The sequence below is a fragment of the Kitasatospora sp. NPDC002522 genome (assembly GCF_053595195.1).
The window spans coordinates 124,890-146,903 of record NZ_JBSFXE010000008.1 but is presented as its reverse complement, the minus strand read 5'-3'; the positions used below and the strand labels follow the sequence as shown (position 1 = coordinate 146,903).

Here is a 22,014-nt window from a genome sequence, read left to right as displayed (position 1 = left end):
CGACGATGACGAAGAAAAGCACGTCGGCTTGTGGATTCCCTACAGTTCGTTCAGCCCTGGTCCGGTCCGGAACCGAGACGCCCCAGAGCAAGGGCGATGCGCAGGGTGAACGCCGAACGTACGTCGGACGGAGCATAGCCGGTGACGTCTGTCACACGACGCAGCCGGTAGCGGACGGTGTTCGGGTGGACGAAGAGCATCCGGGCGGCCCCTTCCAGCGAGGACGCCTGCTCCAGGTAGACACTCAGCGTCTCCAGGAGTGCCGAGCCGGCTTCCTCCAGGGGTGTGTAGATCTCCTCCACCAGCTGGCGGCGCGCCACTTCGTCGCCGGCCAGTGCCCGTTCCGGCAGCAGGTCGTCGGCGAGCACCGGGCGCGGCGCGTCCGGCCAGGCGGCGCACGCCTTCAGGCCCTGCGCCGCGGCGTGCGCGGAGCGGGTCGCCGAGAGCAGGTCGCCGACGGTCGGGCCGACCACCACCGGGCCGGGGGCGAACTGTCCGATCAGCGCCCGGGCGGCGTGCACGGGCTCCTTGTCGCCGCCGACCACCACCACCAGGCGGCGCCCCAGCACCCCGGTCAGCACGTGCAGCTTGGCGTACCGGGCGGCCCGCCGGATGGCCTCCACGACCAGTTCGCTGTCGCCGTCCGGGGCGCTGCCCATCACCACCCGCACCTGGCTGGGCTGGCCCCAGCCGAGGGCCGCGGCCCGGGACAGCACGCCCTCGTCGGCGTCGCCGGACAGCAGCGAGTTGACCACCAGCGCCTCCAGCCGGGCGTCCCACGCGCCGCGCGCCTCGGCGGCCTGCGCGTACACCTGGGCGGTGGCGAAGGCGATCTCCCGGGCGTACACCAGCACCGACTCGCGCATCCCGGCCTCGTCGCCGGGGGCGGCCACCTCCTCGATGGCCTCCTCCATCACCTCGATGGTGGTGCGGATCAGTTCCACGGTCTGCCGCAGCGTGATCGCCCGGGTCAGCTCGCGCGGCGCGGTGCCGAACACGTCGGTGGAGATCGCCTGCGGGGCCTCCGGGTGGCGGTACCACTCGGTGAACGCGGCGATGCCCGCCTGGGCGACCAGGCCGATCCACGAGCGGTGCTCGGGCGGCATCCGCCGGTACCAGGCGAGTTGGTCGTCCATCCGGGCGATCGCGGCGGTGGCCAGCTTGCCCGCGGACTTCTCCAGCCGCTTGAGCGTGGCCGCCCGCAGCTCCGCCCGGTCGGCGGCCAGTCGCCGCTCCTCGGCGGTCATCCGGCCGCGCGCGGGCACCCCGGCCGACGCCCGGGCGGGCGCCGGGCGCTTGGCCGCGGACTTCTTCTCCGGCCCCTTGTCGACGGCCCGGTCGGGGGACGGGCGCTCGCCGGTCGACCGGTCGGCTGCTTTGTCGGGTTTCGCTGAAGCGGATGGCACGGCACTACCTTGCCTCACCCGGAGCGGTGCTCGTGCACACCCGGGGTGGATGTGTCCGGTGGCCCCGGTCACACCGGCTACCGTGGTGCGGGTGAGCGTGGATTCCCCGGCGGGCGACGGCCCCCTCCCCGAAGCGGTCGAACCCTCCTTCGCGCCGGTGCGGCGCGAGCGCGGGCGCGCGGACCACCGGCGCGCCGCCGAGCGCTACCTGTCCGAACCCGCCGAAGGCGTGACCGCCCGGCACGCCTTCTCCTTCGCCGGGCACTACGACCCGAGGAACACCTCCTTCGGCGCCCTGCTGGCCTGCAACGAGGAGACGCTGGCCCCGGGCGCCGGCTACGACGCGCACCGGCACAGCGAGACCGAGATCGTCACCTGGGTGGTGCGGGGCGCGCTCGCGCACCGCGACGACGCGGGGCACGCCGGTGTGGTCCGGCCCGGGATGGTGCAGGTGCAGTCCACCGGTTCGGGAATCACCCATACGGAGCGCAACCTCGGCGGTTCGGCCGAGCCGGTGACGTTCGTTCAGATGTGGCTGCAGCCCGACGAGTTCGGGGCGGCGCCGGGGTTCGGCCTGCGGCAGGTGCCGGTCGAGGAGGACGGCCTGACGCTGCTCGCCTCCGGACGGGCCGAGGACGCCGAGGCACTGCGGCTGCGGCGCAGCGACGCCGCGCTGTGGCTGGTCCGGGCGTCGGCCTGGCGTTCGCTGCCGCCGCTGCCGCAGGCGCCGTTCCGCTACGTGCACGTGGTGTCCGGCGCGGTCGGCTACCGCACGGTGCCCGGGCCGCAGGGCGGCGGCCGCTCGGCGGTGGCCGGGGACTCGGTGCGGATCACCGGCGAGGCGTTCGCGGACCCGGTGGCCGGGGAGGACGGCGTGGAACTGCTGCTGTGGCAGATGGACAGCGAGGTGTCGTACGGCTAGGGCGTGATCCGAACGACGCGCCCTACGCCGCGGCCTCGGCCAGGACGGCGTCGCTGAGCTGCGGCCACACCTCGGCGGCCCACGGGCCGAAGTCGCGGTCGGTGAGGGCGAGGCAGGCGAGGCCGGCGTCCGGGTCGACCCACAGGAAGGTGCCGGACTGGCCGAAGTGGCCGAAGGTGGCGGGGGAGTTGGCGGTGCCGGTCCAGTGCGGGGTCTTGTGGTCGCGGATCTCGAAGCCGAGGCCCCAGTCGTTGGGGCGGCGGTGGCCGAAGCCGGGGAGGACGCCGCTGGTGCCGGGGAAGGCGACCTCGCGGGTCGCGCTCCGCAGGGTGGCGGCGTCGAGCAGCTTGGGGGCCTGGAGTTCCGCGGCGAAGCGGCACAGGTCGGCGGCGGTGGAGAGGCCGCCAGCGCCGGCGGGGGCGCGGTGGGCGGTGTTGATCAGGGTGGCGTGCATGCCCAGCGGCGCGAAGACCGCCTCCGCGGCGTACTGCGCGAACGGGATGCCGGAGGCCTGCTCCAGGGTGGCGGCGAGGACGTCGAAGCCGGCGTTGGAGTAGAGCCGGCGGTTGCCCGGGGCGGCCATCACGCGGTGCTCGTCGAAGGCGAGGCCGGAGGTGTGGGCGAGCAGGTGGCGGACGGTCGAGCCCTCGGGCCCGGCCGGGTCGTCGAGTTCGAAGACGCCCTCCTCGACGGCGACCAGCACGGCGTACGAGCTGAGCAGCTTGGTCACCGAGGCGAGCGGGAAGAGGTGGTCCTGCGGGCCGTGCGCGCCGAGCAGCGCGCCGTCCGCGCCGACCACGGCCGCCGCGGCGTTCGGTACCGGCCAGTCCTCGATCATCCGCAAGCTCTGCATGGCCCGAACTCTAGACGACGGCGGGGGCGCGACGGTGTGCCAGGCTTGCTTGGAGTGCGCTCTAACTCAGTAGCGTCGTCACCGTCGCCGAGACCGGGGGTCAGCCGTGGCAGAAACGTTCGCAGGGTTCGGGATCGGAGAGGTCTCCGAGGCCACCGGCCTGTCCGCGCACACGCTGCGCTGGTACGAGCGGATCGGCCTGCTGGACCCGGTGGACCGCTCCTACGCGGGGCAGCGCCGCTACAGCGAGGCGGACCTGGCCAGGCTGGCGTTCCTGACGAAGCTTCGGCTGACCGGGATGCCGGTGGCCGACATGGTGCGGTACGTGGAACTGGTCCGGGCCGGGGACGGCACCCGCCGGGAGCGGCAGGAACTGCTGGTGGCCCACCGCGAGGAGGTCCGGCAGCGGCTGGCGGACCTGCACGCGACGCTCGCCGTGATCGACCTGAAGATCGAGATCTACGGCGCGCCGGACGAGGTGCCGGTGGTCTGCCGGCCCGAGCAACTGTCCGCCCGCACCGGCGACGAGGAAGCACAGCTGGAACCCCTCAACGACAGGAAGAGCGCATGAGCAGCATCGAGACCACCCGGCTCGGCACCGACGGCCCGGTCGTGGGCGTGCAGGGCCTGGGCTGCATGGGGATGAGCGAGTTCTACGGCCCGACCGACACCGAGGAGGCGCTGGCCACCCTGGACGCGGCGCTGGAGCGCGGGGTGACGCTGTTCGACACCGCCGACGTCTACGGCTCGGGTGCCAACGAGGAACTGGTCGGCCCGTTCGTCCGGGCCAACCGCGACCGGGTGGTGCTGGCCACCAAGTTCGCGATCGAGCGCCGCGCCGACGACCCGTCGTACCGCGGCGTCAACAACGACCCGGCGTACATCCGCCGCGCAGTGGACGCCTCGCTGCGCCGACTGGGTATCGACGTGATCGACCTCTACTACATGCACCGGCGCGACCCGAAGGTGCCGCTGGCCGAGTCGGTGGGCGCGATGGCCGAGCTGGTCGAGGCCGGCAAGGTGCGCTACCTGGGCCTGTCCGAGGTCACCGGCGCGGAGCTGCGCGAGGCGCACGCGGTGCACCCGATCACCGCGCTGCAGTCCGAGTGGTCGCTGTTCGCCCGCGGCGTCGAGCGCAGCGCGGTGCCCGCCGCGGCCGAGCTCGGCGTGGCGCTGGTGCCCTACTCGCCGCTCGGCCGGGGCTTCCTGACCGGCGCGTTCAGCTCCGCCGAGCAGCTGTCCGAGGGCGACTACCGGCGCTACCTGCCGCAGTTCACCGGGCCGAACGCGGACGGCAACGCGGCGCTGGTCGAGCCGATCCGGAAGATCGCGGCGGACCGCGGGGTGACGGCGGCCCAGGTCGCGCTGGCCTGGGTGCAGCAGCGGGCCGAGGTGCACGGGCTGGCCGTGGTGCCGATCCCGGGCACCCGCAAGCGCACCCGGCTGGCGGAGAACACCGCGGCGACGGCGCTGAAGCTGACCGCGGCCGAGCTGGTCGAGCTCGACCGGATCGGCGGTCTGGTGGCGGGCGACCGCTACGCCGACATGAGCGCCACCGCGGACGCCCGCGAGGTCTGACCGCGGGTCACCTGGCGGCCGGTCAGTTCTCCTGCTCGGCGGGGCCGGTGACGTCCCCGTAGCGGCCGAGCGCGATGGCGGCGAAGTTGTGCCGGCTGGCGGTGCCCTGGACCAGGTAGCCGTTGTGGCCGTTGGCGCCGGTCGAGGAGATCGCCATCGCGCCGAACGCCTGGGTGGTCGGGTCGGCCCCGTGACCGAGGCCCCCGACCTCCAGGTAGGGCACGTTGCCGATCCAGTCGGAGGAGTTGCGGGCCGCCCAGACCTGGACGCCGGTGCCGAGTTCGGCGGCCGAGCCGACGCCCATGCCGGGGCTGCCGAACACCACCAGGTCGGTGGGCTGCGCCTCGTGCAGGTGCGGTGCGACGGTGCCGCAGACCACCGAGCCGTAGGAGTGGCAGAGCAGCGCCGGCGGGGTCTGCGGGTGGCCGACCTGCTTCAGTCCGGCGAGCAGCCGCTCCAGCCGGGGCGCGGCGGCCTCGGCGAGCCGGGAGGTCACCGCGTCCGGGCCGAGGCCCTGCGGGGTGACGTAGCCCGTCCAGGCGATCACCGCGGTCCGGGCGCCGGGGGACTGCGCGTGCTCCTCGGCGTACAGGGCGCGGCCCATGCCGGCGGGGGAGCGCAGCGGGTCGACGGTCTGGTCGAAGTGGGCGAGGTCGGCGTCCGAGCCGGGCACCAGCACGGAGACCCGGTCGGCGGTGGCGAGGTCGCCGTACACCTCGGAGACCAGGCCGCGGCCGCGGGGGTCGAAGGCGAGGATCTGCCGGCCGTCGGCGAGCAGGTGCTCGGAGTCGTTGGCGCGGGAGGTGGCCAGCGCGCGGGCGGTGGCGTCCAGGGTGTGGTCGGCGGCGCGCAGGCGGGCGCGGTCGCGCTCGGCGGCGATGGCCACCCGGTTGGCGCGGTAGCGGACCTGCAGCGGGGCGCCGTCCAGGTTGCCGACCACCAGCGGGTACTCGGTGATCAGCCGTTCCAGCTCGGCGGGCTTCAGCGCCGCGAAGAACGCCGCCACCGCGGCCGGGTCGGCGGTGGCCGGGTCCGGCAGCGCGTGCCCGAAGGACTGGTCGGCGACCCACGCGGTGCTGCCCGCGGGCGGGGTGGTGATCAGCAGCTGCTCGTTCGAGGCGGCGGCCTGCGCGGCGGCGGCGCCCGCGTCCACCAGGGCGGCGCAGCCCGCGAAGACGCCGATCAGGATGCGCTTGACCCGCCTGCGCTGCATGGCGTCATCTCCCTCGGGCCGGTGCGGGACAGCGGGCCGGGCCCGACGGTGCTGCGACTGCCAACTACTAGTCAGCCAGGGTAGAGGCCGCCCGGGGCGCCCGGCAGGGATCAAACCGTGTTCCGCGTCACATTCCCCCGGACGCTACGCACGCCGCCCCTGGTCGAAGTCCTTCAGCAGCCGCTTCGGCGCGGTGCTCCGCCAGGCCTCGGTGACCAGCTCCCGGAGCTCCTCGGCGTCCACCCGGGCCAGCTCCACCCGCACCCAGCCGAACCGGCCGGTGTACGGGGCGATCGAGTACACCTGGGGTGCGGCGGCGATCAGTTCGGCCTGCTCCTCGGGGCGGGCCTTCACCGAGGCGGCGCCGGACTCCGGGTGGCCCATCGCGAAGATCTTCCGGCCGAGGCGCAGGGTGACCTGCTCCCAGGTGATCTCCTGGTGGGTCTGCGGCAGCGCCAGCGCCACCGCGGTCAGCTCGTCGAAGGTCGCCATGGGCGCCAGCGTAGCGAGCCCGACTGACCGTCAGACCGCGCCCAGCGCGTACACCGCGAACAGCGCCGCCCCGGCCCCGGCCACCGCGCGCCAGGTCCGCGAGGGCCACGGCGCGTCGAACCGGCGGGCGTGGCGGGCGATCAGCGCCAGTACCGCGCCGAACACCGGCAGCCACAGCAGTCGCAGCAGCGCCCAGCCCGCCGAGTCGGGCGCGGTGGTCAGCCCGGGCAGCGCGCCGAACCGCGCACCGGCCAGCGCGGTCAGGAACATCGCGGTCTGGTGCCAGCAGAAGATCGTCATCGCGCCCAGGTTCACCGCCACCACCGGCAGCCACAGCAGCGGACGGCGCAGCAGCCGGCCCAGCCGGTCCTTCAGCAGCATCGCCGCGCCGCCCTGCACCGAGGCCAGCGCCAGCACCAGCAGGGACGGCGGGTGCGAGTTGGTCCGCGCCGCGCCCGGCACCCCGACCATGCTGGCCGGGTAGTGGAAGACCAGCAGCAGCACCGCGAACAGCGCCGCCCCGCCGAACGCCAGCAGCTTCGCCCCGGCCCGGGAGATCCGCCCGTGCGCCCAGTCCACGCCCACCTGGTAGGCGAACAGCCAGCCCGGCAGCAGGTTCAGCAGGCTCAGCCAGCCCGGCATCGACGACGCCCACGGCCCGTACCGCAGCAGGTCGACCACCGCGACCACGGCCATCAGCGCCGCCGCGCCCCAGCCGCGCAGCCGCCGCCCGAGCCGGACGCAGAGCGGGGTGAGCGCGGTCAGCACCAGGTACATCGCGATGTACCAGAGCGGCTGCACCATCAGCACCGCCCCGGTGCGCACGCTGTCCGCCGGGACGCCGAGCCCGCGCAGCACCGGGATCAGCGCCGCCCACACCGCGGCCACCCCGAGCACCGGCCGCGCCAGCCGCAGCACCCGGCCGCGCAGCCACGCGCGGGTGTCCGTGCCGCGCTCGGCGGCCCGCCGCAGCGACAGCGCCGAGGCCCGGCCGCCGACCAGGAAGAACACGCCCAGCATCTGCAGCACCCAGCTGAGCGGCGCCATGGACGGCAGTGCCGCCAGTGGGCTGGCGTTGTGCAGCGCCCCGCCGGAGAGCGTGAACCCGCCGAGCATCCAGTGCCCGACCGGCACCGAGAGCAGGGCGAGGGCGCGCAGTCCGTCCAGGGCGCGGTCGCGGCCGGCGGGGGTCTTGCCGTCCACCGCGGCGGCGGCGCGGCGCAGGGTTGCGGGCAGCATGGCGGTACTCCTGTTCCGTGGAAGCGGGGGTGACGGGCCGTCAGGCCGCGGTGGCGCCGGGCGTACCGGCGTCGGGAGTGGGACCGGAGACGTCGGTGGCGCCGGGCGTACCGGCGTCGGGGGTGGGGCCGGAGACGTCGGTGGTGCCGGTCAGGGCGAGGCGGGCGAAGGCGGTCAGTGAGGCGCTGCCCGGGGCGAAGTAGCCGCTGTGGCCGTGCGAGCCGGTGGACGGGACCGGGTGGGCGTGGAAGCCGGCGGAGGTCGGGTCGGTGCCGTGGCCGAAGCCGAACAGCGACACGTTCGGCACGTCGGAGATCCAGTCCTCGGCGTTGCGCTGCACCGCCCACACCGGCACCCGCAGCCGGTCGGCCCGGTCGGTGCCGAGGCCCGGCGAGCCGTACACCACCAGCGCGGACACCTGCGCGGGGTCGGGTCCGGCCTGGCCGCAGACCACCGACCCGTAGCTGTGGCAGAACAGCGTGACCGGCCCGGTCGCCGGGGTCAGGCCCGCCAGCATCCGGTCCAGGCGGACCGCGCCGGCCCGGGCCAGGTCCTCCCGGGCGACGTCCACGCCGAGGCCGAGCGGGGTGGTGTAGCCGGCCCACGCCACCACGGCGACCCGGTCGCCGCTCTCGGCGCGCAGGGCCTTCGCCATCCCGGCGAGGGTGGTGTAGCCGTCCGACGCGCGGTCATAGCTCGACAAGTCGACATCGGAGCCGGGCACCAGTACGGCGGCCCGCTGATCCTTCGTCAGGTCGCCGAAGACCTCGGCGACCTGGCCGCGCCCGCGCGGGTCGAAGGCGAGCAGCTGCCGGCCGGTGAGCGAGGCGTAGCGCTCGGCGCGGGCGGCCGCCGCCTGGCGGTCGCGGTCCGGCAGCGCGGGGTCGGCGGCCCGGGCGTCCTCCCGGGCCCGCTCCTCGGCGAGGGCGAGGCTGTTGGCCTGGTAGCGCAGCGGCAGCGGCGCGCCGTCCAGGTTGCCGACCACCTGCGGGTGCCGCACGGCCAGCGCCCGCTGCCGGGCGAGCGGGAGATCGGCGAAGAACGCCGCGACCTCGGCGGGCGAGGCCTTCCCCGGGTCCGGCAGCGGCACGCCGAGCACGGTGTCCGCGACCCACGCGGCGGTGCCCGGCGGGGGCCCGGTCAGCGGTGTCTGGGCGTCCGCCGACGCCCACGAACCGACCCCCAGTACGGCGGTCGCCACCAGTGCGGCGGCGACCATCGTGCGACGCAGACGCGAGACCATCGCTTCTTCCTCTCCTTCGGCAACGGAGAGGAAGGTAGGAAGACGACACCCGACGGGGCGTCACACCGCGGAGCCAACCGCGGCGTCATACCGGGGGGCTACCTGGCCCACCGGGTGGGACTACCGCGCGCCCGGCTGGACCAGGCCCGACTCGTAGGCGAGGACGACGGCCTGGGCGCGGTCGCGGAGGTCGAGCTTGCCGAGGATCCGGCCGATGTGGGTCTTGACGGTCTGCTCGGCGAGGACCAGCTGCGCGGCGATCTCCTGGTTGGACAGGCCGCGGGCGATGAGTTCGAGGACCTCGGTCTCGCGCGGGGTGAGGCCGTTGAGCCGCAGCCGCGGATCGCGGCGCGGCGCGGGCCGGTTGCGGGCGAAGTCCTCGATCAGGCGGCGGGTGACCGAGGGCGCGAGCAGGGCGTCGCCGGCGGCGACCACGCGGACGGCGGCGATCAGGTCGGCCGGCGGGGCGTCCTTCAGCAGGAAGCCGGACGCGCCGGCCCGCAGCGCCTCGTAGACGTAGTCGTCGACGTCGAAGGTGGTGAGCATCAGGACCCGCGGCCGGTGCACCACGCCCGGTGGGGGGTCGAGCAGCCGGCGGGCGGCCTCCAGGCCGTCCATCTCGGGCATCCGGACGTCCATCAGCACGACGTCGGGGTGGGTGCGCCCGCTGACCTCGATCGCCTGGCGGCCGTCGGCGGCGTCGCCGACCACGTCGATGTCGCTCTGCGCGCCGAGCAGCGCGGCGAATCCGGCGCGGACCATCGCCTGGTCGTCGACGATGAGGACACGGATGGTCATGAAGGGCTCTCTCCTGAGACGTCGTCAGCGGATGCCACCAGCATGCCCGACGCGGGGTCGCCGAGCGGCAGCACGGCGTGGACCCGGTAGCCGCCCTCCGGGGTGGGCCCGGTCTCCAGGTCGCCGGAGAGCAGCCGCACCCGCTCGCGCATGCCGACCAGGCCCTGCCCGGTGGAGCCGGCGGCCTCCACGGCGGCGCCCCGGCCGGGCGGCGGGTCGTTGACCACGCCGACGGCGAGCGCGCCGTCGGCGGCGGACAGCCGGACCCGGGCGGCGGCGCCGGGGGCGTGGCGGACCACGTTGGCCAGCGCCTCCTGGACGATCCGGTAGGCGGAGAGCGCGACCGCCTCCGGCACCGGCTCCAGCGCGGCGACCTCCTGATCGACCGTCAGCTCGCCCCGGACCCCGGCCTGGGCGACGGTGGCCAGCAGCTTGGGCAGATCCGCGAGCCCCGGCTGCGGGGCCTTGTCGGCCTCGGTCTCGGCGGCCCGCAGCACCCCGAGCAGGCGCCGCATCTCGGCGAGCGAGCCGCGGGCGGCGGCGGCGATCTGGCCGAACTCGGCGACCGCGGGCTCCGGCAGGCCCTCGATCCGGTACGGGGCGCTGTCGGCCTGCACGGCGATCACCGACATGTGGTGGGCGACCACGTCGTGCAGCTCGCGGGCGATCCGGGCCCGCTCCTCCAGCAGCGTCCGGCGGGCGCGCTCGGCCTCGGAGATCTGCTCCTGCTCGGCGAGCAGACGCCGTGCCTCGCCGCGTCCGCGCAGCAGCCAGCCGAGCAGCAGGATCACCCCGGACAGCGCGGTGACCACCACCGAGGAGCCGTCGAAGTGCTCGTTGAAGGCGGTCCAACTCAGGCTGGAGCCGAGGAAGGTGACCACCCAGACGGCCAGCAGGGTGCGGCCGCGCTCGCGCAGCCCCAGGAAGACCATCAGGAACAGGTAGGCGAGCAGCGTGGTGACCGGCCAGGGCCAGCTCTCCTCGCTCGCCGAGCCGTAGGTGGCGACCGCGCCGACCACCACCGACGGGGCGACCAGCTGCCAGGCCAGCAGCGGCCTGGTCAGCGCCAGGGCCAGCGCCCCGGCCTGCACGACGGCGAGCGCGGTGGCGAGCGATCCGCCCAGCCCGTAGACGCGCATCAGCAGCACGATGCCGGTCGGCAGCAGCGCCCCGACCATGGCCAGCACCACGCCGTACGGCGCCGCCCGCACCCAGCGCCGCCGTGCGCCGGACATCAGCGGCCGGTGGTCCGGGGCGGGCTCGGTCAGGGCGCGGAGGAAGTCGTTCCAGATGCTCACGGGCCCGAGGGTAGAGCGGGGCCGGGCCGGTGTCCTCATACCCGGGTAGCGGCCGCCGCGTCATACCGTGGTGCCACCCCGGGCTCCGCGGGGTCCCGGGTCAGCGCCAGGAGCCGGCCAGGGCCGGTCCCAGCTGGTCGAAGTGACGCTCGATCAGGGCGAGCATCCCGTCGGTGCAGGGGCCGTGGGCGTCCGGGTTGGCGGCGTACGACAGGTGTGAGATCCGCACCACGGTGCCGAAGACCGCGGCCAGCAGCCGGGGGCGCAGGTCGAGTTCCGGGTCCAGTCCCTCGCGGTCGGCCAGCACCCGGGCGATCTCCGCCTCCTGCTGGATGGAGTGCCGCAGGTGGGCGGCGAGCAGCGTCGGGGTGGACTCGATCAGCTCGAACAGCTCCAGCGCCGCGTTGACGTTGCCGCCCTGGCCCGGCCCGCCCTGGTCGAGGGTTCGCCAGACCTCGTTGAGGGCGCCGCGCATCGCCTGGAGCGGGTTCTCCCCGGCGGGCCGGGCGCGCAGCCGGCCGAGGAACTGCTCCTCGGCGTCGGCGAGCACCGCGAGGGCGACCTCCTCCTTGTTGGCGAAGTACCGGAAGAAGGTGCGCTGGGAGACCTCCACCTCGGCGGCGATCTCGTCCACCGTGGTCTGTCCGTAGCCCTGCTTCAGGAAAAGCCGGTGGGCGGCGCCGACCAGGGAGTCCCGGGTGCGCTGCTTCTTCCGCTCGCGCAGGCCGACCGGCTGCTCCTCGGCGGTGGTGGGGGTGGCCATGGCTCCACGATAGCGCTCTGACAGTTGGCACGAGGTGACACGAGTCACCGTTTGTCGATTGTCAGCGACTGACATAATGTTCGGGGCGCTGCCGTCCAGCCGCACCACCACTCCACGGGGAAGGCCCGATCCGCATGAGCCAGTCCGTACTCGACAAGACGCAGGCCGATCCGCCGGCCCGCAGCAGCCTGCGGGGGCACCCCTGGCTGACGCTCCTCACCGTCGCGGTGGGCGTGATGATGGTGGCGCTCGACGGCACCGTCGTCGCCATCGCCAACCCGGTCATCCAGGAAGATCTCCACGCCTCGCCCGCCGACATCCAGTGGGTGACCAGCGGCTACCTGCTGGCCCTCGCGGTCTTCCTGATCACCGCAGGCAAGATCGGTGACCGGTTCGGCCACCGCAACACCTTCCTGATCGGCGCGGTCGGCTTCGCCGCCACCTCCGCGGCCATCGGCTTCGCCGGCTCGATCCAGCAGGTGATCTTCTTCCGGGTGCTCCAGGGCCTCTTCGGCGCCCTGCTCCAGCCCGCCGCGCTCGGCCTGCTGCGCGGGGCCTTCCCCGCCGACAAGCTCAACATGGCGATCGGCATCTGGGGCGGCGTCATCGGCGCCTCCACCGCGGCCGGACCGATCGTCGGCGGCCTGCTGGTCGAGCACGTCAGCTGGCAGTCGGTGTTCTTCATCAACATCCCGGTCGGCCTGATCGCGCTCGTCCTCGGCCTGGTGATCCTCAAGGACGTGCGCGCCGAGAACGCCGCCAAGTCCTTCGACATCCCCGGCATCGTGCTGCTCTCCGGCGCGATGTTCATGCTGGTCTGGGGCATCATCAAGGCCCCGGCGTGGGGCTGGGGCGACCCCGCCACGCTGCTCTTCCTCGGCGGCGCGGTGCTCGCCCTGGTGGTCTTCGCGCTGTGGCAGACCCGCGCGAAGGAGCCGCTGATCCCGCTCGCCCTGTTCCGCTCGGTGCCGCTCTCGGCCGGCACCCTGCTGATGGTGCTGATGGCCTTCGCGTTCTTCGGTGGCGTCTTCTTCGTCACCTTCTACCTGCAGAACGTGCACGGCATGTCGCCGGTCGACGCCGGCGTCCACCTGCTCCCGATGACCGGCATGATGATCGTCGGCGCGCCGGTCTCCGGCTACCTGATCGGCAAGGTCGGCCCGCGCATCCCGATCGTCGGCGGCATGCTCTTCACCACCGCCGCGATGCTCGGCATGTCCACCCTGGACGTCGACTCCGGCGGCGGCGTCATGGCGCTCTGGTTCGTGCTGATGGGCCTCGGCCTCAGCCCGGTCATGGTCGGCGCCACCGAGGTCATCGTCGGCAACGCCCCGCTGGAGCTCTCCGGCGTCGCGGGCGGCCTCCAGCAGGCTGCCATGCAGGTCGGCGGCAGCCTCGGCACCGCGGTCCTCGGCGCGGTGATGGCCTCCAAGGTCACCTCGGTGCTCCCCGACAAGTGGGCCGCCGCGACCGGGGCCCCGCTCCCCGCCGGCGAGCAGGGCGAACAGCTCAAGCAGGCCGCGCAGTTGGGCATCGCCCCGCCGAACACCGGCGCGCAGGTGGCCGACGCGGTGCACTCGTCCTTCGTCAGCGGCATGGGCGTCGCCTTCACGGTCGCCGCGATCGTCGCCCTCGCGGCGGCGGGCCTCGGCCTGTTCACCAAGCGCGGTGCGAACGACGCCGGCCCGGCCGTGCACATCTGACGCCCGCTCGACGCAAAGATCCGCCCGAGGACAGGGGTTCTGTTCCTCGGGCGGATCTTTCCGTCTGTCAGGGTTGCTCGCGCAGTTCCCCGCGCCCCTGGCTGGGCTAGCGCTTAGGCGTCGCCGCCCGCGTGGCCCGGGTCGGCGGCGGCCACGTCGAGGAGCTGGTAGCGGTCGATGGCCGCCTTCAGCACGCTGCGGTCGATCTTGCCCTGCTTGGCCAGCTCGGTGAGGGTGGCCAGGACGACCGACTGGGCGTCGATGTGGAAGAAGCGCCGGGCCGCGCCGCGGGTGTCGGCGAAGCCGAAGCCGTCGGCACCGAGCGACTGGTACTGACCGGGCACCCAGCGGGAGATCTGGTCCGGCACCGCGCGCATCCAGTCGGAGACGGCGACGAACGGACCCTCCGCACCGGAGAGCTTGGTGGTCACGTACGGGACGCGCTGCGGCTCCTCGGGGTGGAGCAGGTTGAACTCCTCCGCCGCGACCGCGTCACGGCGCAGCTCGTTCCAGGAGGTCGCCGACCAGACGTCCGCCTTGACGTTCCACTCCTCGGCGAGGAGCCGCTGGGCCTCCAGCGCCCACGGCACGGCCACGCCGGAGGCGAGCAGCTGCGCCGGGATCTGGCCCGCGGTGCCGTCCTTGAGCTTGTAGAGGCCCTTGACGATGCCCTCGGCGTCGACGCCCTCCGGCTCGGCCGGCATCTTGATCGGCTCGTTGTAGACGGTGATGTAGTAGAAGACGTCCTCGCCCTGCGGGTGCTCGGCGGAGGAGCCGTACATCCGGCGCAGACCGTCCTGGACGATGTGCGCGATCTCGTAGCCGTAGGCCGGGTCGTAGGCGACCACACCGGGGTTGGTGGAGGCCAGCAGGTGCGAGTGGCCGTCGGCGTGCTGGAGGCCCTCACCGGTCAGCGTGGTGCGACCTGCGGTGGCGCCGAGCACGAAGCCGCGGGCCAGCTGGTCGGCCATCTGCCAGAACTGGTCGCCGGTGCGCTGGAACCCGAACATCGAGTAGAAGACGTACACCGGGATCAGCGGCTCGCCGTGGGTCGCGTAGGACGAACCCGCGGCGATCAGCGAGGCGGTGCAGCCGGCCTCGGAGATGCCGTCGTGCAGCATCTGACCGGTCGGGGACTCCTTGTACGCCAGCAGCAGCTCGCGGTCGACCGACTCGTAGGTCTGGCCGAGCGGGTTGTAGATCTTGGCGGACGGGAACAGCGAGTCCATGCCGAAGGTGCGGTACTCGTCCGGCGCGATCGGCACGAAGCGGTTGCCGATGCCCTTGTCGCGCATCAGGTCCTTGAGCAGCCGGACGAACGCCATGGTGGTGGCGATGGTCTGGTTGCCGGAGCCCTTCTTGACCGCCTTGTACGCGTCGTCGCCCGGCAGTTCGAGCTTGCGCGGACGCACCTTGCGGGTGGGCACGTAGCCGCCGAGCTCCCGCCGGCGGTCGTGCATGTACTGGATCTCCTCCGAGTTGCGACCCGGGTGGTAGTACGGCGGGTAGCCCTCGTCCAGCTGCTTGTCGGTGATCGGCAGGTGCAGCCGGTCGCGGAAGCGCTTCAGGTCCTCGACCGTCAGCTTCTTCATCTGGTGGGTGGCGTTGCGGCCCTCGAAGTTGGGGCCGAGCGTCCAGCCCTTGACCGTCTGGGCGAGGATCACGGTCGGCTGGCCCTTGTGCTCGCGGGCCGCCTTGAACGCCGCGTAGACCTTGCGGTGGTCGTGGCCGCCGCGACCCAGGTGCTGGATCTGCTGGTCGGACATGTTCTCGACCATGGCGCGCAGGCGCAGGTCGCCGCCGAAGAAGTTCTCGCGGATGTACGCGCCGGACTCGGTGGCGTACGTCTGGAACTGGCCGTCCACCGTGGTGTTCAGCTTGTTGACCAGGATGCCGTCGCGGTCCTGCGCCAGCAGCGGGTCCCAGGAGCGGTCCCAGACCAGCTTGATGACGTTCCAGCCGGCGCCGCGGAACTGCGACTCCAGCTCCTGGATGATCTTGCCGTTGCCGCGGACCGGGCCGTCCAGGCGCTGCAGGTTGCAGTTGACCACGAAGGTCAGGTTGTCCAGGCCCTCGCGGGCGGCCAGGGACAGCTGGCCGAGCGACTCCGGCTCGTCCATCTCGCCGTCGCCGAGGAAGGCGTACACGTGCGAGTCGGAGGTGTCCTTGATGCCGCGGTGCTCGAGGTACCGGTTCATCCGGGCCTGGTAGATCGCGCCGAGCGGGCCGAGGCCCATCGAGACGGTCGGGAACTCCCAGAAGTCCGGCATCAGCCGCGGGTGCGGGTAGCTGGACAGGCCGTACGGGGCCTTCGACTTCTCCTGGCGGAAGGCGTCGAGCTGCTGCTCGGACAGTCGGTCCAGGAGGAAGGCGCGGGCGTAGATGCCGGGGGAGGCGTGGCCCTGGAAGAAGATCTGGTCGCCGGACTCGCCCTCGGCGTCCTTGCCACGGAAGAAGTAGTTGAAGCCCACGTCGTAGAGGGACGCGGAGGAGGCGAAGGTGGCGATGTGGCCGCCGACGCCGATACCGGGACGCTGGGCGCGGGAGACCATAACGGCCGCGTTCCAGCGAGTCGCGTTCAGGATCTTGCGCTCGATCTCCTCGTTGCCGGGGAAGAACGGCTCGTCCTTGGTCGCGATGGTGTTGACGTAGTCCGTGCTGCGCATCTCGGGCACGGCGACACGCTTCTCACGGGCGCGCTCGATCAGCCGCAGCATGAGGTAACGGGCGCGCTCGCGCCCGCGCTCGTCGATGGCAGCGTCAAGCGACTCCAGCCACTCCGCGGTCTCCTCCGGATCGAAGTCCGGGACCTGGCTCGGGAGGCCGCCAATGATGATCGGGTTGCGATCGGATCCGGAAGCCACGCTGTTCCTTCACTGTCGGTCGAAACTGAGGTTGTCGCGCCGCCTCCATCGTGCTACCGCGTTCGGAGATCCGTCATCTCTACCGATCGGTAACCGTTCCGCCTGGTGGGCGGCACGGTCAGGAGGTGGTCCGACCTGGGACCCCGGGCGGACGATGGCGGCCGACCGGGATGAGGGCCAACAGGAGACTCTACGCCCGGACCCTCGAGTAGCCCGAATGCCGTTCGCATCTCGGGCATGCGTACGGCAAGCGCGAAGGCGGGCGACGAAGCATCCTGGTCCCGTACGGATATGGACAAACGGGTGTGATTACCGACACAAGGGGCGGCGTGTCGCCGTACGTCACGTCAACCTTTGGGTGGGATCGGGGGTCGGGTACTTGCGCGAACCGCCGCTCCCGTGTGGACTACGGCCACAGCCTCGGCATGGATGCCGAGCCGAATACTGGAGGTTATTCCCGTGAGCGCGACCGCGGACCCCGCGGACAAGTCCAACCCGGCGCTTCGTCTGGGCTTCGAACAGGGCCAGATCATCCAGGAGCTCGGGTACGACGAAGACAGTGACCAGGAGCTCCGCGAGGGCATCGAGGACATCACTGGTTCCGAACTCGTCGACGAGGACTACGACGACGTCGCCGACGGCGTCCTGCTGTGGCACCGCGACGAGGACGGGGATCTCACCGACGCCCTGGTCGACGCCCTGGAGTACCTTGCGGAGGGCGGCCTGATCTGGCTGCTCACGCCGAAGACCGGCCGTGACGGGCACGTCGAGGCGCACGAGATCGCCGACGCCGCCAAGACCGCCGGGCTCTCCCAGACCAGCTCGGTGGCGATCGCCAAGGAGTGGGCCGGCACCCGGCTGGCAACCCCGAAGGCCTCGAAGACCGGCAAGCGCTGACGCCCGCCCCGCCGCCTTCCGACGGGCCCCGCTGGAGCTTCCTCCAGCGGGGCCCGTTCGCGTTCCCGGGGGTGCTGTGCGCTCGTACCGCCACCGTGTTCACCCAGGGCGAAACCGCCCCCCGAACGGCCGGAACGGCTCACCCGAACGGCCGAACGGGGGGTCCCGGATGCGAGGATGCCCCTGCCCGCACAATTCGTTGAAGGTAGGAAGGTTCCCTCATGACGATCGAGATCGGCGCCCAGGCCCCGGACTTCGAGCTGAAGAACCAGCACGGCGAGTCGGTGAAGCTCTCCGACTACCGCGGCGAGAAGAACGTCGTCCTGGTCTTCTACCCGTTCGCCTTCACCGGGGTCTGCACCGGCGAGGTCTGCGAGATCCAGAAGGAGCTGCCGCGCCTGCAGAACGACGAGGTGCAGGTGCTCGCGGTCTCCAACGACTCGCCGTTCACCCTGCGGGTCTTCGCCGACCAGGAGGGCCTGGAGTACCCGCTGCTGTCGGACTTCTGGCCGCACGGCGAGGTCTCCCGCGCCTACGGCGTCTTCAACGAGGAGAAGGGCTGCGCGGTCCGCGGCACCTTCGTGATCGACAAGGAGGGCGTGGTCCGCTGGAGCGTCGTCAACGGCCTGCCGGACGCCCGCGACACCCGCGAGTACCTGACCGCCCTCGGCGCGCTCTGAGCCGCACCGGACCGCGCCACCGGCCCGGCCGCCCGGAATTCCCGGGCGCGCCGGGCCGAGTCACTCCCGGTGGCGGGAACCCGGCACTACGATCAGGCCGTTGACGGATCGGGAACCCGAATCTTGGAGGATCACGTGGGTGTCAGCCTGAGCAAGGGCGGCAATGTCTCCCTCACCAAGGAGGCGCCCGGCCTGACCGCCGTGGTCGTCGGCCTCGGGTGGGACATCCGCACCACCACCGGCACGGACTTCGACCTCGACGCCAGTGCGCTGCTCTGCACCGACCAGGGCAAGGTCCGCTCGGACGCGGACTTCATCTTCTTCAACAACCTGAAGAGCGCCGACGGCTCGGTCGAGCACACCGGCGACAACCTCACCGGCGAGGGCGAGGGCGACGACGAGCAGATCAAGGTCCACCTGGCGAACGTGCCGGCCGAGATCGCCAAGATCGTCTTCCCGGTCTCCATCTACGACGCGGAGAACCGGCAGCAGAACTTCGGCCAGGTCCGCAACGCCTTCATCCGCGTGGTGAACCAGGCCGGCGGCGCCGAGATCGCCCGCTACGACCTCTCCGAGGACGCCTCCACCGAGACCGCGATGGTCTTCGGCGAGCTGTACCGCAACGGCGCCGAGTGGAAGTTCCGCGCCATCGGCCAGGGCTACGCCTCCGGCCTGCGCGGCATCGCCCAGGACTTCGGGGTCAACGTCTGATCCGACGTCCCGCACGTCACCGGGATCGACGCCTGATCCCGCGCCAACAGCCCACCGGGCCGGGTCCGTTCGCGGACCCGGCCCGGTGGCGTTGTGCGCCCGAACCCGCCGCCCGCGGTGCGGCCTGGGCTTCTTGATAGATTCGGCCATGATCCGCGCACCGGGCCCGGAGCGGCACGAGGCCCGTCGGGGACGCCGACCGGGCCGGGGAACCGCGGAGTTCAGGAAGTTCAGTCGGGTGTGCAGCACTGCACGGCCGCTCGGGGGCGTAGATGTCTTGGGGTGCGCCCGCCGGGCGACCACCACCGGCCCGACCCTCCCGGACGGGCCGGCGGGAGCAGACCGCCACACCCCGGGAGCCCCGGAGACGGGAGCTGGGAGGAAGTCCATGTCCGTCACCCTCGCCAAGGGCGGAAACGTCTCGCTGACCAAGGCCGCGCCGAACCTGACCCAGGTTCAGATCGGCCTCGGCTGGGACGCCCGGTCCACCACCGGCGCGCCGTTCGACCTGGACGCCAGCGCGCTGCTGTGCGCGGGCGGGCGGGTCCTCGGCGACGAGTACTTCGTGTTCTACAACAACCTGCGCAGCCCCGAGGGTTCGGTCGAGCACCAGGGCGACAACCTCACCGGCGACGGTGACGGCGACGACGAGGTGGTGCAGGTCAACCTCGACCTGGTGCCGGTGCAGGTCGACAAGGTGGTGTTCGCGGTCTCCATCTACGACGCGGACGCCCGGCTGCAGAACTTCGGCCAGGTCTCCAACGCCTACATCCGCGTGGTCAACCTCACCGACGGCAGCGAGATCGCCCGCTACGACCTCTCCGAGGACGCCTCCGGCGAGACGGCGATGATCTTCGGTGAGCTCTACCGCTACCAGGGCGAGTGGAAGTTCCGCGCGGTCGGCCAGGGCTACGCCTCCGGCCTGCGCGGCATCGTGCTCGACTTCGGCGTCAACGTCCAGTAGGCGCCCGCGCCGACGCCCCTCAATCGGTCAATTCCGGTATTCCGAAAGGTAACTGACTCCGTGTTCCTCCGCACATTCGGATGGTCCTTCGCCATCACGATCGCCGGCCTGATCGCCGCCGGCCTGATCTGGGGGGCCGAAGGATTCGGCGTCGTCCTGATCCTCTCGATCCTCGAGATCTCCCTCTCCTTCGACAACGCCGTCGTCAACGCCACCGTCCTGAAGCGGATGAACGCCTTCTGGCAGAAGATCTTCCTGACGGTCGGCGTGCTGATCGCGGTCTTCGGCATGCGGCTGATCTTCCCGCTGCTGGTGGTCGGCCTCACCGCCCACCTCAACCCGGCGACCGTGATCGAGCTGGCGCTGGACTCCAGCAAGACCTACGACGGCCACACCTACGCGCAGTACCTGGAGCTGGCCAACCCGGCCATCGCGGCCTTCGGTGGCATCTTCCTGCTGATGATCTTCCTCGACTTCATCTTCGAGGAGAAGGACTTCAACTGGCTGCGCTGGCTGGAGAAGCCGCTGGAGAAGATCGGCCGGCTGGACGCCCTCTCCTCGGTGATCGCCCTGGTGCTGCTCGCCCTGGCCTCCCGGTTCTTCGCCGGTGACCGCGCCGAGACGGTGCTGCTGGCCGGCATCTGCGGCCTCGCCACCTACCTGGCCGTCAACGGCCTGTCCGAGGTGTTCGAGTCCGGGCTGGAGGAGCAGCAGGAGGCCGAGGAGGAGGCCGAGCGCACCGGCAAGTCGATCGTCCAGGTCGGCGGCAAGGCCGCGTTCTTCCTCTTCATCTACCTGGAGGTCCTCGACGCGTCGTTCTCCTTCGACGGCGTGGTCGGCGCGTTCGCCATCTCGCAGGACATCTTCCAGATCACCCTGGGCCTCGGCATCGGCGCGATGTACATCCGCTCGCTGACCGTCTTCCTGGTCCGCAAGGGCACCCTGGACGACTACGTGTACCTGGAGCACGGCGCGCACTACGCGATCGGCGCGCTGGCGCTGATCCTGCTGACCTCGATCAAGTACCACGTGCCGGAGATCGTCACCGGCCTGATCGGCGTCGCGTTCATCGGGGCGGCGCTGGCCTCCTCGATGGTGCGCAACCGCAGGAACCAGGCGTTGGAAGAGGAACCGACGCCGGTGGCCTAGCGGCCGGACGCGGAAACCGGAAGCCGCGCCCGGCGGGGGAACTCCCCTGCCGGGCGCGGCTTCTGCGTGGTGCGGGACGGTCAGCCGAGCTGCTGCTCGATGGCGCGGAGCTTGCGCTCCAGCGAGTCGAGCTTCGGCATCGAGAGGGTGTCCTCGTCGGTGGTCAGGTCGATGGAGGACGAGTAGCTGCTGCTCGAAGAGGAGTAGCTGCTGCTGGAGGTGGACTCCACGGCCGCGCGGGGGCGGCGGCCGGCGTTGAGGGCGGCGGGCTCCAGGTTGGAGGCGCTGACCCGCTCGAGGGTGGTCTCCTCGGGGGCTAGGGCAGGCTCCGTGGCGGACGAAGCGTCACCCGCCGCCGCCAGCGCCGGGACCTGACGGGCGTGCCGGGCCCGGGCGAGGACGCCGCCGCCGGCGCGGGAGAGGGCCTTGAGCTCGGCCCGCTCGCGGCGGTCCGCGCTGCGGGCGCGCACCTTGGCGTCCAGCTTGGCCTGGCGCTCCTCGCGCACCTCCTCGACCGCCTCGTCCAGGCTGCGGACGTTCTCCAGCAGCATCAGCGACCAGGCGGCGTAGGTCTCGCGGGGGGCGCGCAGCCAGCGGACCACGCGGATCTGCGGCAGCGGACGGGGGATCAGGCCCTGCTCGCGGAGCGCGGCGCGGCGGGTCTGCTTGAGCGCCCGGTCGAACAGCACGGCCGCCGAGATCGACATGCCGGCGAAGAACTGCGGGGCGCCGTCGTGGACGCCGCCGCGCGGGGCGTGCACCCAGTTGAACCAGGCCGAGGCGAGGGCGAAGGTCCACACCAGCAGGCGGGAGCCGAGCGCGGCGTCACCGTGGCTGGCCTCGCGGACGGCGAGGACGGAGCAGAACATGGCCGCGCCGTCCAGGCCGAACGGCACCAGGTACTCCCAGCCGCCGGACAGGTTCAGGTTCTGCTCGCCGAAGCCGACCAGGCCCTTGAAGGAGAGCGCCGCGGCCACGCCCGCGCAGCAGAACAGCAGCACGTACGAGGCGCCGCCGTAGATCGCCTCCTTGCGGCGGCGGCGCTCCTCGGAGCGCTCCCACGAGTCGCCGGACTCGTCGACCTTGTTGTTCTTGAAGCGCAGGAAGGCCACCAGGATGGCCGTGAACAGCAGGGCTGCACCGCCGACCACGGCCCAGACCAGCTGTATGGAGGAGAGGTTCATCGCGGGGAGGGCCTCGGCTTTCCGCAGGGCAGGGGAAGTAAGGGGTGACGCACGGGA

The 22,014-nt window shown here is 72.4% G+C and carries 20 protein-coding genes; 9 read left to right on the top strand and 11 right to left on the bottom strand.

The genetic code is table 11. The features are described from left to right. Positions 1-50 precede the first annotated feature (50 nt). Positions 51-1,247 carry a PucR family transcriptional regulator gene (locus tag ACWD4U_RS09245; RefSeq protein ID WP_363460520.1) on the bottom strand — a complete coding sequence of 399 codons (1,197 nt, stop codon included), beginning with the start codon at positions 1,245-1,247 and terminating at the stop codon, positions 51-53. Positions 1,248-1,497: 250 nt separating this feature from the next. Here ACWD4U_RS09245 and ACWD4U_RS09240 point away from each other — a divergent pair, with 250 nt between their 5' ends. Further along, complete coding sequence (locus ACWD4U_RS09240) at positions 1,498-2,328, top strand: pirin family protein (RefSeq protein WP_363460468.1); 831 nt, start codon at positions 1,498-1,500, stop codon at positions 2,326-2,328. 22 nt (positions 2,329-2,350) lie between these two features. Here the strand turns inward: ACWD4U_RS09240 and ACWD4U_RS09235 are convergent, their stop codons facing one another. Then, the gene (locus tag ACWD4U_RS09235) at positions 2,351-3,181 is read right to left on the bottom strand and encodes a serine hydrolase domain-containing protein (protein WP_363460470.1); all 831 of its coding nucleotides are present in this window, start codon (positions 3,179-3,181) and stop codon (positions 2,351-2,353) included. Between the two features lie 106 nt (positions 3,182-3,287). Between ACWD4U_RS09235 and ACWD4U_RS09230 the strand changes: the two genes are divergently transcribed. Both ACWD4U_RS09230 and ACWD4U_RS09225 read left to right on the top strand, forming a co-directional pair. Next, the gene (locus ACWD4U_RS09230; protein ID WP_363460472.1) at positions 3,288-3,752 is read left to right on the top strand and encodes a MerR family transcriptional regulator; all 465 of its coding nucleotides are present in this window, start codon (positions 3,288-3,290) and stop codon (positions 3,750-3,752) included. Next, the gene (locus ACWD4U_RS09225; protein WP_363460474.1) at positions 3,749-4,759 is read left to right on the top strand and encodes an aldo/keto reductase; all 1,011 of its coding nucleotides are present in this window, start codon (positions 3,749-3,751) and stop codon (positions 4,757-4,759) included. Before ACWD4U_RS09230 ends, ACWD4U_RS09225 begins: the two co-directional genes overlap by 4 nt. A gap of 22 nt (positions 4,760-4,781) precedes the next feature. On the opposite strand, the gene ACWD4U_RS09220 is transcribed toward ACWD4U_RS09225, so the two are convergent. From ACWD4U_RS09220 to ACWD4U_RS09190, 7 genes are all read right to left on the bottom strand, one after another. Continuing rightward, entirely contained in the window at positions 4,782-5,972 is a 1,191-nt protein-coding gene (locus ACWD4U_RS09220) for an alpha/beta hydrolase (protein ID WP_363460476.1), read from the bottom strand. Positions 5,973-6,116: 144 nt separating this feature from the next. Continuing rightward, on the bottom strand, positions 6,117-6,464 hold the full coding sequence (locus tag ACWD4U_RS09215) for an MmcQ/YjbR family DNA-binding protein (protein ID WP_363460478.1): 348 nt from the start codon (positions 6,462-6,464) through the stop codon (positions 6,117-6,119). Positions 6,465-6,494: 30 nt separating this feature from the next. Continuing rightward, the gene (locus tag ACWD4U_RS09210; protein ID WP_363460480.1) at positions 6,495-7,703 is read right to left on the bottom strand and encodes an acyltransferase family protein; all 1,209 of its coding nucleotides are present in this window, start codon (positions 7,701-7,703) and stop codon (positions 6,495-6,497) included. A gap of 40 nt (positions 7,704-7,743) precedes the next feature. After that, a complete protein-coding gene (locus ACWD4U_RS09205) occupies positions 7,744-8,946 on the bottom strand; it encodes an alpha/beta hydrolase (RefSeq protein WP_363460482.1) in 1,203 nt (400 codons plus the stop codon). Positions 8,947-9,066: 120 nt separating this feature from the next. Next, on the bottom strand, positions 9,067-9,744 hold the full coding sequence (locus tag ACWD4U_RS09200; RefSeq protein WP_363460484.1) for a response regulator transcription factor: 678 nt from the start codon (positions 9,742-9,744) through the stop codon (positions 9,067-9,069). Further along, positions 9,741-11,042 (bottom strand): sensor histidine kinase, encoded by a 1,302-nt coding sequence (locus ACWD4U_RS09195; RefSeq protein WP_363460486.1) that lies wholly within the window; start codon positions 11,040-11,042, stop codon positions 9,741-9,743. The genes ACWD4U_RS09200 and ACWD4U_RS09195 overlap by 4 nt, the downstream gene beginning before the upstream one ends. Before the next feature lie 100 nt (positions 11,043-11,142). After that, on the bottom strand, positions 11,143-11,805 hold the full coding sequence (locus ACWD4U_RS09190) for a TetR/AcrR family transcriptional regulator (RefSeq protein WP_363460488.1): 663 nt from the start codon (positions 11,803-11,805) through the stop codon (positions 11,143-11,145). 134 nt (positions 11,806-11,939) lie between these two features. On the opposite strand from ACWD4U_RS09190, the gene ACWD4U_RS09185 reads away from it, so the two are divergent. Further along, the gene (locus ACWD4U_RS09185) at positions 11,940-13,508 is read left to right on the top strand and encodes an MFS transporter (RefSeq protein ID WP_363460490.1); all 1,569 of its coding nucleotides are present in this window, start codon (positions 11,940-11,942) and stop codon (positions 13,506-13,508) included. Between the two features lie 113 nt (positions 13,509-13,621). On the opposite strand, the gene aceE is transcribed toward ACWD4U_RS09185, so the two are convergent. Next, complete coding sequence (aceE, locus tag ACWD4U_RS09180; RefSeq protein WP_363460492.1) at positions 13,622-16,372, bottom strand: pyruvate dehydrogenase (acetyl-transferring), homodimeric type; 2,751 nt, start codon at positions 16,370-16,372, stop codon at positions 13,622-13,624. 459 nt (positions 16,373-16,831) lie between these two features. On the opposite strand from aceE, the gene ACWD4U_RS09175 reads away from it, so the two are divergent. From ACWD4U_RS09175 to ACWD4U_RS09155, 5 genes are all read left to right on the top strand, one after another. Further along, positions 16,832-17,269 (top strand): DUF3052 domain-containing protein, encoded by a 438-nt coding sequence (locus ACWD4U_RS09175; protein WP_363460494.1) that lies wholly within the window; start codon positions 16,832-16,834, stop codon positions 17,267-17,269. Positions 17,270-17,490: 221 nt separating this feature from the next. Further along, entirely contained in the window at positions 17,491-17,949 is a 459-nt protein-coding gene (locus ACWD4U_RS09170; RefSeq protein ID WP_363460496.1) for a peroxiredoxin, read from the top strand. 135 nt (positions 17,950-18,084) lie between these two features. After that, positions 18,085-18,660, top strand: coding sequence for a TerD family protein (locus tag ACWD4U_RS09165; RefSeq protein ID WP_363460498.1), 576 nt, complete (start codon positions 18,085-18,087; stop codon positions 18,658-18,660). Positions 18,661-19,048: 388 nt separating this feature from the next. Beyond that, a complete protein-coding gene (locus tag ACWD4U_RS09160; protein ID WP_363460500.1) occupies positions 19,049-19,624 on the top strand; it encodes a TerD family protein in 576 nt (191 codons plus the stop codon). A 60-nt stretch (positions 19,625-19,684) separates the two neighbouring features. Further along, positions 19,685-20,773 (top strand): DUF475 domain-containing protein, encoded by a 1,089-nt coding sequence (locus ACWD4U_RS09155; RefSeq protein WP_363460502.1) that lies wholly within the window; start codon positions 19,685-19,687, stop codon positions 20,771-20,773. Positions 20,774-20,853: 80 nt separating this feature from the next. Here ACWD4U_RS09155 and ACWD4U_RS09150 read toward each other — a convergent pair whose 3' ends face one another. Then, positions 20,854-21,957: a DUF2637 domain-containing protein gene (locus ACWD4U_RS09150; protein ID WP_363460504.1), complete on the bottom strand. Its 1,104-nt coding sequence runs from the start codon at positions 21,955-21,957 to the stop codon at positions 20,854-20,856. Between the last annotated feature and the right edge of the window lie 57 nt (positions 21,958-22,014).